General features: G+C 36.0%; 12 protein-coding genes. 7 read left to right on the top strand and 5 right to left on the bottom strand.

All coding sequences use genetic code 11. The features are described from left to right. Window positions 1-10: 10 nt before the first annotated feature. Together KXJ59_RS03120 and KXJ59_RS03115 are read left to right on the top strand one after the other, a co-directional pair. On the top strand, window positions 11-385 hold the full coding sequence (locus tag KXJ59_RS03120) for a hypothetical protein (protein WP_295201031.1): 375 nt from the start codon (window positions 11-13) through the stop codon (window positions 383-385). Window positions 386-495: 110 nt separating this feature from the next. After that, window positions 496-2,385 (top strand): PAS domain S-box protein, encoded by a 1,890-nt coding sequence (locus KXJ59_RS03115; RefSeq protein ID WP_295201030.1) that lies wholly within the window; start codon window positions 496-498, stop codon window positions 2,383-2,385. A 172-nt stretch (window positions 2,386-2,557) separates the two neighbouring features. On the opposite strand, the gene KXJ59_RS03110 is transcribed toward KXJ59_RS03115, so the two are convergent. From KXJ59_RS03110 to KXJ59_RS03090, 5 genes are read right to left on the bottom strand one after another with little or no spacing between them, the layout of a single operon-like run. Beyond that, entirely contained in the window at window positions 2,558-3,370 is an 813-nt protein-coding gene (locus KXJ59_RS03110) for a response regulator (protein ID WP_295201028.1), read from the bottom strand. Then, entirely contained in the window at window positions 3,370-4,452 is a 1,083-nt protein-coding gene (locus KXJ59_RS03105; protein ID WP_295201025.1) for a response regulator, read from the bottom strand. Before KXJ59_RS03105 ends, KXJ59_RS03110 begins: the two co-directional genes overlap by 1 nt. After that, window positions 4,449-6,350, bottom strand: a complete 1,902-nt coding sequence (locus KXJ59_RS03100; RefSeq protein ID WP_295201023.1) for a PAS domain-containing sensor histidine kinase — start codon at window positions 6,348-6,350, stop codon at window positions 4,449-4,451. The genes KXJ59_RS03105 and KXJ59_RS03100 overlap by 4 nt, the downstream gene beginning before the upstream one ends. After that, window positions 6,338-6,730 carry a response regulator gene (locus tag KXJ59_RS03095; RefSeq protein WP_295201021.1) on the bottom strand — a complete coding sequence of 131 codons (393 nt, stop codon included), beginning with the start codon at window positions 6,728-6,730 and terminating at the stop codon, window positions 6,338-6,340. Before KXJ59_RS03095 ends, KXJ59_RS03100 begins: the two co-directional genes overlap by 13 nt. A 17-nt stretch (window positions 6,731-6,747) precedes the next feature. After that, window positions 6,748-7,380: a response regulator transcription factor gene (locus KXJ59_RS03090; protein ID WP_295201018.1), complete on the bottom strand. Its 633-nt coding sequence runs from the start codon at window positions 7,378-7,380 to the stop codon at window positions 6,748-6,750. Between the two features lie 472 nt (window positions 7,381-7,852). Here KXJ59_RS03090 and KXJ59_RS03085 point away from each other — a divergent pair, with 472 nt between their 5' ends. The 5 genes from KXJ59_RS03085 to KXJ59_RS03065 all read left to right on the top strand — a co-directional run bounded on the left by KXJ59_RS03085 (window position 7,853) and on the right by KXJ59_RS03065 (window position 12,356). Then, on the top strand, window positions 7,853-8,317 hold the full coding sequence (locus tag KXJ59_RS03085) for a hypothetical protein (RefSeq protein ID WP_295201017.1): 465 nt from the start codon (window positions 7,853-7,855) through the stop codon (window positions 8,315-8,317). A gap of 520 nt (window positions 8,318-8,837) precedes the next feature. Beyond that, window positions 8,838-9,575 carry a bacteriorhodopsin-like gene (locus tag KXJ59_RS03080; protein ID WP_295201016.1) on the top strand — a complete coding sequence of 246 codons (738 nt, stop codon included), beginning with the start codon at window positions 8,838-8,840 and terminating at the stop codon, window positions 9,573-9,575. A gap of 59 nt (window positions 9,576-9,634) precedes the next feature. Continuing rightward, a complete protein-coding gene (locus tag KXJ59_RS03075) occupies window positions 9,635-10,813 on the top strand; it encodes a lycopene cyclase family protein (protein ID WP_295201015.1) in 1,179 nt (392 codons plus the stop codon). Beyond that, the gene (locus KXJ59_RS03070; RefSeq protein WP_295201013.1) at window positions 10,768-11,748 is read left to right on the top strand and encodes a Brp/Blh family beta-carotene 15,15'-dioxygenase; all 981 of its coding nucleotides are present in this window, start codon (window positions 10,768-10,770) and stop codon (window positions 11,746-11,748) included. Before KXJ59_RS03075 ends, KXJ59_RS03070 begins: the two co-directional genes overlap by 46 nt. Further along, complete coding sequence (locus KXJ59_RS03065; RefSeq protein WP_295201011.1) at window positions 11,745-12,356, top strand: flavin reductase; 612 nt, start codon at window positions 11,745-11,747, stop codon at window positions 12,354-12,356. The genes KXJ59_RS03070 and KXJ59_RS03065 overlap by 4 nt, the downstream gene beginning before the upstream one ends. The last annotated feature ends 185 nt before the right edge of the window (window positions 12,357-12,541 follow it).

The following is a 12,541-nucleotide window of genomic DNA, read 5'->3' as shown; positions in this document are numbered from 1 at the left end:
CCAATACCCAATGTTTAAAGAAGTAAAAAAAATGGTTAGAAAGAGAACAAAAACCAATATTCTCAACTTACCGAAAAAAAAACCTGTTTATTATGAAGTCAATATCAGCTTTGCCACTTTTTTTCAGGTATGGTATTATGATGGAGACCAGCGATCGATTATAAGAGAGTTTTACGGAGATCATTTTTTGCTGGAGACTACCTTATTTCCTTCTGCAAAAAACATAGTGCTAAAAGCCTACATAAATAATCCACTAAAAAAAAGCAATGAACAGCTGAGAATGAGTATTCAGGTACTGGAGAACGCACCTGTAGAAAAAATTTTTGATATCAATACCGATGTGGCCTTTAAAAATGCATGGTATACTTTTTCCATTGATTTGTAGCTTTTTGATCATTAACTAATTTCTTATATCCGTTTTTCCTTTTATACGCTACTTTTAGTGTCTGAACTGCTATTGCAGATTTCAGATCCAAATTTGTCAGGAAAACCATTTTGTCAAAGCTAAGAACACATATATCGGATACGCCCAGTCCGGAAGCCGCCTTATCTCAGGCATTGCTCCATAATAAATTGCTGGAAGGCATTATAGACTCTAATGAGGATCGCATCTTCGCCCTTGATACTAATGGTTGTTTTATTGGTTTTAATCATTCTTTTTATGAAGAATATCTAAAAACGCTGGGCAAAGCTCCTGTAATTGGTGAAAAACCCGAGTACAATGAAAACACACCCGGAACTTCAAACACATTAACAGAAGCCTATGAGCTTGCTTTTAAGGGTATGAAGGCTGAAAGACTTGTTTCAATTAATAACAGGCAAATATTGGTTCAGGCAACGCCTTTGTATTCTGATGCTGGCAAAATTGGTGGTATCTCCGTGTATTCCATTGATACCACAGAAACCATTGAGTCAAGAAAAAAGCTGAAAGACTCACACCAAGAATTCAAGAGAATTATTGATAACGTAAGTGATATCGTTTTCCGCACCGATACTGAAGGGCATTTGATTTACCTTAATAAGGCCTGGGAAAAAATAACAGGATATACGGTTGCTGAATCTATCGGCAAAAGTTTTGTTACATTTATACAGGATATATATATAGCTGAAGCACATATATTGTTTACTGCCTTTATGAAAAGTGAGTTAGAATCGAGTGCCCATGAAGTTCGTATTGTTGCTAAAAATGGAGATATAAAATGGATAAAGGTTTCCGTAACTGTTTTAAACAATGAAGACAGAGAGATCATAGGTACATCTGGTATTATTACAGACCTCACCGAAATAAAAAGAAACCAGCATTTATATGAATTGGTTTCCACCAATATAGAAGATATCCTTTTACTGCTTGAAACAGATGGTACTATTATCTATGCCGGTGCCGCACTTCAACAACATTTAGGTTATACACATGAAGAGCTCATTGGGCGAAAGCCTTTCGATTTTATTCATCCCGATGAGCGGGGTCTTGTTGTTTCAAGGTTTCATCTTCTTGATGAAACGCCTCATAATAATTATCTTTTATTTCGTTTTCAGCATATTAATGGAAACTATAGATGGCTTGAAACCCACACTAAGCTATTGTTTGATGAGTTCTATCATAAAACGATCATCATTGCTTCTTCCAGAATAGTAGACGAAAGAATGGAAGCAGAACAGAAACTCCTGCAGTCTTATCAAAAAGAAAAAGAGCTAAATGAGCTGAAGTCTAAGTTCGTGAGTATGGCTTCACACGAATTTCGCACACCCATGACTTCCATTAAATCAAGTGCAGAAATTGCAGGAATGCTTTTAGAAAGAGTTCATCTCCCTGATAAAGAAAAAATCATTGGTTTTATCCGGACCATCGATCAGGAAGTCGACAGGATGTCTGAACTGATCGATGATATTCTTAACCTTGATAAAATTGAAAGCAGGGATTATTTTTCCAACAAAGAGTGGCTTGATATGGTAACTTTTACCACCGATTGTATTGAGCGGCAGAATGCTAAACAAAAGGATGGAAGAGAAATGAAAATAGAGATCGTTGGCAAACCAGAGCCTGTTTTGGCTGACGATACTCAAATGAGGCATATTCTTGACAATCTCATATCCAATGCCTTTAAATATTCAGAAGGAAAAAAGGAGCCAAGCCTCACCCTCATTTTTAATGAAAAGGAATTACAGATTCATATTAAAGACCACGGAATTGGAATACCAGCAGGGGATAAGGACAAGGTTTTCAATATCTTCTTTCGTGCCAGAAATACAAGAGATATAGTAGGAAGTGGCGTGGGTCTTGCACTTGTTGAAAAATTTGTATCCATACACAATGGAAAAATTTCTTTTGAAAGTCTTGAAAATATAGGTACCCTCTTTGTGCTCTCTTTCCCATCAGAAAAATAAAAAAAGGAACAACTCATTGAGTCATTCCTTTCAGGGGGTAAGCAAAAATAAATTCGCTTGTCACCAAACTTAAAGTTTTCCTTAGGATATTTACAAAACTGTAACGATACAAAAATAACGAGCTGTAAATAGCAATTGTTATAGTATTTATGCGATTTCTATAATAAATTCATTAGCTAGCATGTGTTAAAGCTATATCTGTATTATTCATCTTATTCTGGGTATAGGCTTTGGGGCTCTTACCATAAAAATTCCTGAAACACAGACAAAAATAAGGTACGGAGTTAAAACCCAAGAGGTAAGCAATATCTTTTACTGTGCCCATCTGCTGTCGTAACATAATTTCAGCTTTAAACAGTTTATGATTAAGAATGTATTTTTTGGGTGTTACATTATACATTTTTTTCACCCATCTTTCTAGTGTTGATATACTCATCGACATCTCGTTTGCAATGTCGTGTATCGTTATAGAAGACTCTTCACTTATTTTTTCAACAATCGACTCAAAGCGTTGCTTGAATATATTTTCAAATCCCTCCTGGTGCAGTAATGGCATTTTCAAAACCATTTCTTTTTCCATTTTGTTTACAATGGAATTTTTAATACTCACCAGGTTGCGGATTTTCAATGAAATTTCCTGTATCCGGAAGGGCTTAACAATGTAATCATTGGCTCCCATCTCCAATCCCATAGTAATTTTTTCATCTGAGCTGAGTGCCGACATAAGTATTACTGGTATCGTTGATAAACGGGTGTCATTCTTAAGAATACGTAGAATAGAGAAACCATCTATTGGAAAAGGAAGCATAATATCCAATAAGATCAGATCAGGAATCGTATTCTTTAAAAAGTCAAGAGCCAGAATACCGTTCTCTACAGCTTTTACCTGATGGTTAATTGATAAAGCTTCAAAAAGTGTATTTCTTAATGCGCTATTATCCTCTACTATTAAAATCTGAGAAACTATTTTTTTTGTTGCTTCCATTATAATGTAAGTTTTATTGTTACACTAATTCCAGTGGGTTCTTTATCTGTAAAAATCAATTCACCTTTATAGAGATAGAGATCAACTATCGCCTTTACAATGGCCAATCCTACACCTAATCCCTGCTGTTCATATTTGTTTCTATTGAACTGATTAAAGGATTCATATTTGCGCAGGTCCTCAGCAGATATCTTCTTACCCGTATCAGCAACGATGAGTGAATAAATGTTTTCTTTACAGAAGCTATTTATTATCACCTGCTCGCCTGGATCTGTAAACTTGAACGCATTTTCAACAATTTCTTTTACCAGTACCGTAAACAATTCCTCGTCTATTGTTGCAGATACATTCTGAATGTTTTCTAATTGCAGATCTGTAGTGCGTTGGGCTTCATCTGCTATTTTTTTGGAAAGTAAGGTTATGACATCTCGTGTTTCAAAGTATTTTGGCTCCGCCTGTTTTAGGGAAGGATTTCCATTTTGCAGTTCAAGCAGCATTTTTACTTTTTGAAAAGTGCCCTGCAGTCTTTTAGAGCTTTTATCGAGATAGTCACAAAAATTAATTAATTCGGCATCGTTCCATTTTTCCGCATTCTCTCTAATCATTTTAGAGAAGGATAGAATACCATTCATCGGTGTATTAAATTCATGCCCGACCATCAGTTGAATGGTTTTTTCCAATTCCTGCGACTTATTTACAAGAGCTCCTATGAGCCTGTCTTTTTTAGAGATTCGACTTTCGATAGCAACTATTAGATCCTTGCTTTTAAATGGTTTAAAAATGTAATCGTCGGCACCCAGATTCATGCCCGCTCTCAGATCTTCATACTGTGCCTTGGCTGTAAGAAAAATAAACGGGGTATTGAATGATTCTTTTCTCTTCATGATTGTAAGCAATTCGAATCCATCCATCTCCGGCATCATTACGTCACAAAGAATCAGGTCAAACTTTTTTTCATGGAGTTTTTGCAATGCAACCTGGCCATTTTCAGCGAGTTCTACCTCATAGCCGCTGATCAGCAGGATTTCCTGTATTGAAAACCTGATATTTTTTTCATCCTCGACAACTAATATTTTATTCATACGTATCGTTTTGCAGGAAGAGTTACCAAAACAGCTGTTCCCTTTTGAGGAAGGCTTTTGAGCGTTACTAATCCTTTATGCAGTTCTACAAAATATTTTACTACCAGTAGGCCCAGACCTGTTCCTTCTACTTCACCAACATTTGATCCGCGCACAAAAGGCGAGAAGAGACTCTTCTTGTCTTCATCGTGAATTCCGATTCCCTCGTCAATTACGAGTAACTGAAAAAATTCGGTCCCGAAAATTAACCTTACCTGTGGCGCCGGTTTTCCCATTGAATATTTAAAGCCATTATTTATAATGTTCACAACAATATGCCTTAGCATCATTTCATCGGCCATTATATCATAAGGCTCACCTTTAACAGTTAGGATAAGAGATCTGTTATCTTTCCATGGATTATACAGTTCATCAGTAATCTGCTCAAGAAATTTCACGAGTTGTATAGGTTCCGGTTTAACACCAATCTTACCTGCTTCTACCTTACTGATGAAAAGAAAATCGTTCATAAGTTGTGTCATCCTATCAACCTGACCAATAATCCTGTCTGTATAAACCGACAAGGAATTCGACTGTTGACTGTTCAACTTATCCAGGTTTAATTCAATTAACTCAGTTGAAGATAAGATGACGGATAAGGGCGTTCTTAATTCATGAGAAACCATATTCATGAAGTTCGACTTCAATTCATTTAATCTTCTTTCCTGTTTGGCTATTTTTTTGAATTCCGCTTCTGCGTTTACCTGATCGGTTATATCTGTCATAAAAACAGCATACCTGTTTGCACGGGTAGTGTGATCCACAAAATGTGATATATAATATTTGACAACTCTTTTTTCACCTTTCTGGTCAATAATAATAGCCTGATCTTTTTTTTTGGTATAGGTACCCTCGGCAATAAAAGAGGTTAGTATTTTTTTGAAAGTCGCTTTTCCGGATTTAATAAAAATATCTAATTTTTTTCCTTCACATTCTGTTTGCTTTTTTCCGGTAATCTTCGTCCATTTGGGATTACAGTATTGAATTAACTGTCCGTCATCTACCGTAACCACCATCTGATCCATGGAGTCGATGAGGTTTTTAAACTCTCTTTCCCTCGCAAGAGTGTATTGTTCATGTACCTTAATAGAGGTAATGTTAATACCATATCCGATTATGTATTTAAATGCACCATCATGTTGTATAACCGGAAAAAAACGTCTGAGGTTATAAACAGGATCATTATTTATATCATAGTTTACTTCTTCGAACTCTACCGTTTGTCTTGTTTTTACCGCTTCTTCGAAAGCTTTTTTTCTTATCTGGGCTCCCTCTGTAGGCTTATCAAATTTTTCACAATATTCAAAATCATTCTTACCTATGATCCACGATCTTTTTTCATCGTTATTAATTGCCGTCTTATTTACAAAGAGATAGTTATGATTATTGTCAAAAATGGCAATATCAGCAGGAATATTATTCAGCAGGCTTTCATAAAAAAAGCGCTGTTGATTTACAGTCTGAATAAAATGATTGATTTCTTTGATGTTTTTATATATCCACAGATGAGCCGGTTTTTCATTATTCCTTCTTTCCAGCGGTATATAATCCAGAAAAACAGAAGCACCATCGCTCATAATTAACTCTTGGTTACTTACAGCGGTGCCATTATCAAGAATCTGATAAATGAGACGCAGAAAGGCATCTGGATTTTTAAAAAACTCTTTTGCATCATTCGCAGCATTGGCACAACTTACGCCAATGAGGTGTTCAGGATCAACAGGAATCTTAAAAAGTTCACAGAACCTTTTATTAACATAGATAATTTCCCTGTTTCCCGATTCAAATAAAATAGCGTTTGAAATATTCTCGAGAATAAGTTTTAAATCTGAACTGATATCGCTGGTCAGATAGTGCATTCGATTACTTTACTAAGTAAGCGTTCTTTATCGACCGGTTTCTCTATATAATCCATTATGTATTCACTCAAACCCGATTTAGCAAACTGGCTCTGGAGGCTCGCACTGATAACCAGTGTCCTTACATGATCGAATTTCGCCGGGTCATTTTTCATATGCTCTATTACCTCATATCCATCCATAATTGGCATATTAAGGTCGAGCAGCAATACAATACGTTTCGCTTTTGATTTTTGAATAAGTTCAAGACACTCCGAACCATCTGTAGCTTCTTCCATTTGCATTCCGCAGTCCTTAAGCATATGCTTTAGTACTACACGATTAATCATATCATCGTCTGTTATGAGTAACAGACAATCGGCAAGTTGTAGGGGTTCCATGTAAAGGGGGATGTGTATTAGTTGGTTAAAATTTTCGCAATCAGTTCTGATTTGGATTTTACACCCATTTTGTGATAAATATTTTTCAGATGATCATTTACAGTAGAGGGTGATATATTGAGGCTATGTGATATTTCTTTGTAGCTAAATCCTTTTACCAGCTCTTCTACTACTTCTTTTTCCCTTTTTGTAAGCATCTTCAACTGTTCATTCGAAATTTCTGTTCGGTTTCTGATTTGCTTTAACACGGTATTCGCAACCTGTGGTGAAAGAGCAGCTCCACCTGACCGAACAGTATTGATTTGGTCTTTCAATTCCTTTAGGGAAAAAGGTTTTGAAATATAACCATCTGCGCCATTCGCTATAGCTGTCCAGATAGTATCCGGTGATCCGTCGCCCGTGATCACAATCAACCTTGCTTCCGTATATTTCTTTTTAAAGAGAGTTATTACATCTATGCCCGATAAACCAGGCAAACCAAGATCAACTAAAAGAATATCAGGCTCACTTATATGAAGAGCTTCTTCTTCATTCCATTTTTCAAAACTGTTACATGAAAAGGCAAGAATCAGGTCATCATCAATACTAATAAAAGCTTCGATGCTATTCCTAAGATTATGGTCGTCTTCTATTATTCCGATTCTGATCATGTAAAGATTACATTTCTTAGTGAAATGCTGAGTTTTAAAAATTAAGCAAGCTGATTAAATCACAATCTTTACAAAGATGCGTTGAATTACCTATATAAAAACCCCTTAAAATAGGGAGTAACATTACTCTTCTCTAACAAACGTTTGCAAAGCCGGATTATAGGAAATAATGATATTCTTATGACATAAGAATAGAAATATCACTGCAAAAGGCGCTATACAATTAAGCATTTTTTAATGACTTTTTTCAGTTTGCTGATGAAAAAGTGTAATCACTGGCATAGGAATAAAAAAATATTGCCGAAATATTTACAATGAATGCTTTTATAATCTAATCACGTTGCCACGTATCTGAGGAGTTTTACACAGATGAATTCTTGGTGATGAATTTTTACCTATAAATAGGTATAGAGAAATATGCTTAATTCTTTTCTGGTATTATAAAATCATCGTTTTTATAAAATCGAAATAAATGCTAAACAAACTTTTGCTGCACTCTTTGTATACAAAACTTTTTAAATCTAACTACTATGAAAACGCATCAGAGATATCGCATGAAATAAGGTATGAAGTACATTTCTCTATTCCGGTATATTTCAAAGCAAGAATTTTTCATGATACGATTACTTACAGCAACCTTATGATATTACAAGGTACGCATTGTAAGATTGAGTACTTATATATACATAGGCAGTTGTTGCCCGATTTTGAAGTGGTAATTGATACGCCTCCCGCAAATATCCCCTATATGGTACGAATGGATATTTTTGTTGATGATAAACGTTTGGTTTCACATGAAACATTTCAGAATAAATCTACCGGGCCAGCTTTTTTTTCAATAGAAGCATCAAAATATACTACACGTAAAATAAAAACAGCCTCTTCACCTAAAAAACCCATTTTACAGCCCGATTTTACGCGGCGCCTTGCACATTAAAATATAGCTTCTGTTTCCAACTTACCCCATAACTCATTATCAAAACTAGACAAAGCCAGTTGTGTTTGTCCGACAGATTCTCCTAGTCTTATCATAACAAGTCCTTGAGAGGGCACCACGTATATTTTCTGATCATCCTTACTCAAAGCAGCATAGGCAACGGAAAAAAGCACAGCTGATAAGCAGCAGAACGAGTAATAATATAAAGTTTTCAGCTGTTACGTCTTTATCTGTTATTATAAAACACTGTTCTTTCAGTGCAGTTTAGAGATCCGGAACGATTTATAAAAACTACAAGCAAAAAAAATTTTTATCGGCGGCAAAAAAATATGCAAAAGAGCCTTACGTCTGTTTGTTGAAGTAAATATGTAAAAATTCGACGAATGTGTCCACAAGATTAGTTTTTTTACAGTTCTCAGCAAACCCTTGTGAACAAAGGATTCAAACCATTTTGAAAAAACGTTTGTTTAATCTTAGCCGTATAACGGCTAAATAACTTTTTTTAACCAAACCAATTACTATGCTACAAAACTTGCTCAATGCATCAGTTATCGCCAATGATAACTATGTTGCATTCACGTTTTTTATTGGCACAATGGCCATGATGGCGGCATCTGTTTTTTTCTTTTTTGAATTGAACAATACCGACAAAAAATGGAGAACCTCTCTGTTGGTATCGGGTTTAATTACTTTTATTGCTGCTGTGCATTATTACTATATGCGCGGCTACAATCTCGAAACTGGACAGTCGCCTACTTTCTTCCGGTATGTAGACTGGATACTAACGGTTCCGTTGATGTGTGTTGAGTTTTATCTCATTACAAAAAAGGTGGGAGCCACCCAGGGCTTACTCTGGAAACTCATTTTCGCATCTATCATCATGCTGGTTACAGGTTATATCGGAGAGGCCATATATGGTACTGAAACACAAAGTTGGGTATGGGGTGCTATCAGTGGTGCTGCTTATTTTTATATTGTTTATCTCGTTTGGGTTGGCGATGTAGCCAAACTAGCCGGAAATGCAGGTAAAGCTGTTGCAAAAGCCAATAAAACCCTTGCCTGGTTTGTTCTTGTAGGTTGGGCAATTTACCCTTTGGGTTATATACTTGGAACAAACGGTGGTTTATTTGGTATGCAATTAGTGGCTGATCCAAAAGCAGCACAAGCCTCTATGGATATTATTTATAACATCGGTGATGCTATCAATAAAATTGGTTTTGGTCTGGTGATTTATGCACTCAGCAGAACTGAAGAATAAGCATATCCGATAAAAATTAAAAACGGGTTGCTTCCAAACGGTTGCAGCCCGTTTATACTATGCGAGTAAACGATTATGATATTATTATTACTGGTGCCGGATGTGCCGGTATGCAGTTGATGAGGGCATTTATTCAAGATCCCTTGTACAAAAATCAGCGTATTCTTTTACTGGACGATGGAAAATCGGCTCAACAATTAAAATCATGGTGCTTCTGGTTCACAGAAGGTGAACATCCATATCAGCACCTGATCAGAAAGCAATGGGATTATTTAACTATCGGTACAGACTCTCATCAACAAACTAATTTCATCAATCCTTATAAATATGGATACATAAACAGTTCCGATTTTTTTGACTTCCATTTTAGGCTTATCAACCAACATCCACATGTGCATTACAGAAACGAATTAACGATAGGTGCTTTGAAAACAGAGAATGGCTTCTGTATTACTACAGATAAAGCTATTTATCAAACAAATCATTTTTTTTCCAGTTCGTGGAATCAAAAAGCCGTTTCCAAACAGGCTTCGATTTACCTACAGCAACAATTTTATGGATGGGTAATTAAAACGGCACAACCTGTTTTCAATGAAAACTCTGCTACGCTCATGGATTTTTGTGTAAATCAGCAGCAAGGGATGAGTTTTATTTATCTGTTACCCTTTTCAACCGATACAGCACTGGTAGAATTTACAAGTTTCACAGATAAGCACTACGACAACCAACATTTTGAGGTGTCGCTTGCTGATTATATTAATATCCGTTTCAAAACATCTTACTCTATCTTAAAAAATGAAAGTGCCGTGATTCCGATGACTGACTTTTGTTTCAGCAGGTTTACAGAAGAAGGTGGCGTAGCAATTGGTACTGCTGCAGGTATGATAAAACCCACCACCGGTTATGCTTTCAACAGAATATTGCTCGATAGTGTATACCTTGCTAAACAGGTGCTTTCAGAAAATAAAATCAAAGGATTTCAAAAAACACGTTTTCATTTCTACGATAGGCTCTTGCTTAAGCTACTTGAAAAAAAACCTAAGGAAGCCCGTAATATTCTTCAGACTTTATTTAACAGTATATCTTATCAAAGAATACTTCAGTTTCTAGATGAAGATACCCATCTAGGGGAGGAAGTTATGCTGTTTTCAAAACTTCCTAAAAAATCATTCATACAAACCATACCAGAACTATGGAAACAGCCAGCATCCATAACTATACCAGCAATGCATACTTAAGCCGGATAATACTAAGTGCGGGATTTTTATTACTTTTTTTACATCATTTTATATTCTCCATACCCCAAAATGCTCAATGGATATTTTTTGTAATTACAATATTGGTAGCTGGTATTCCGCATGGGGCACTTGATCATTTGGTGGCCCAACAAAATAGTATTGCTCAAAATAAATATTTTTCAAGTCTACGATTTTATCTCACATATCTTTCAAGGATGGTGATCTATGGCGCTTGCTGGTATCTTTTTCCTTCTATCGCTATGATTCTATTCATTGTTATGTCTGCATTTCATTTCGGAGAAACAGATATTAATATTCCTTTATCTTCTTCTAATATGTCTGAACGTATTTTTCAGATAGCTTACGGATTAATGATTGTATTTGTCCTTGTTTTTTCTCACCGTGAAGAAGTATTGCCCATTCTCCTTTTTCTTGAACCATCAACTGATTCAATACTGTTTACGCTTTTTCAACAAACCAGTATCCTGATATTACTGTCAGTTACTGTGGTTTTCATGCTTTTGAGTTTGGCTTGGCTTCAAATAAAACAGCCTCAATCGTTGAAATGGTATTTTTCCCAATTCGCACAAATCGGTTCGCTTATAGTGGCTATGATTTTTTTACCTTTTCCTATGGCATTTGCTTTTTATTTTGGCTGCTGGCATTCACTCCATTCACTGGAGAATATACGTCGGCATCTTAGCGGATCAGGTAACAATACCCTGCTTATAACTGATGTTTTAAAAAAATGTATTCCTTATTCGGTGATTGCCTTTACAGGTATTACTCTTTTGGCATTAGTGGCCAACTATACTGGTAACAAGTACTTACTATTATTTATTTTTTTTGTAGGAATTGCCATACTCACTGCTCCGCATTTAGAAGTAATGAGTACCATGTACACACAAGTCCGTAAAAAAGACCATCATAGATGATTACTATTTCTTTGGAAGAAATTCATTCGTGGGAAAGATTTTACCGTGCCAATTTTATAAATTGCTTAAGTGGTTTTAAAAGCGTTAGTCTGATTGGTACGAAAAGCAAAGAAGGGGTTCCCAATCTTGCTGTGTTCAGCAATATCGTACACTTGGGGGCCGATCCAGCATTGGTAGGTTTTATCAATAGACCCAAAGCTGCAGCACCAGACACCATACGCAATATTGAGGATACTGCTGTTTATACCATTAATCATATTCACTCGGAAATGATTCAGCAAGCTCATCAAACGAGTGCCAGGTATGACAGTTCTGTGAACGAATTTGATGCTGTTGGGCTAACTATGCTTTGGCGCAACGATTGTAATGCCCCTTTTGTGACTGAAAGCCGCATCCAGTATAGCGTAAAACTAGCTAATATTATTCCTATACCAGCCAACGAGACCTGGTTGGTTATTGGCTATATTGAATCTGTGTATCTCGCAAAAGACCTAAGAGAAAAAGACGGCATTCTTCCGCTAGAAAAATATGGGACTGTTACGTCTCTTGGTTTAAGCAGCTATTACGAAACGAAACACATTATTAATCTACCTTATGCAAAACCTTAATAAAAAAAGCCTTATTCAGGCTTTCCTTTATTACTTTATATTATTGCCCCGTCCGAATATAGGTTGACACAAAAATCGACTTATATGGAAAACACAGGCAAAAAGGACTATTTGAAGCGGACTCAAAAGGATTACAGTCTTTCCTTCAAACTTCAGGTGGTTGATGAAGTTGAAAAAGGTCACTT

This window comes from Sediminibacterium sp. (genome assembly GCF_019264485.1).
GTDB lineage: Bacteria > Bacteroidota > Bacteroidia > Chitinophagales > Chitinophagaceae > Sediminibacterium.
The sequence above is the reverse complement of the archived record's forward strand: the minus strand, read 5'-3'. Positions and strand labels throughout refer to the sequence as shown.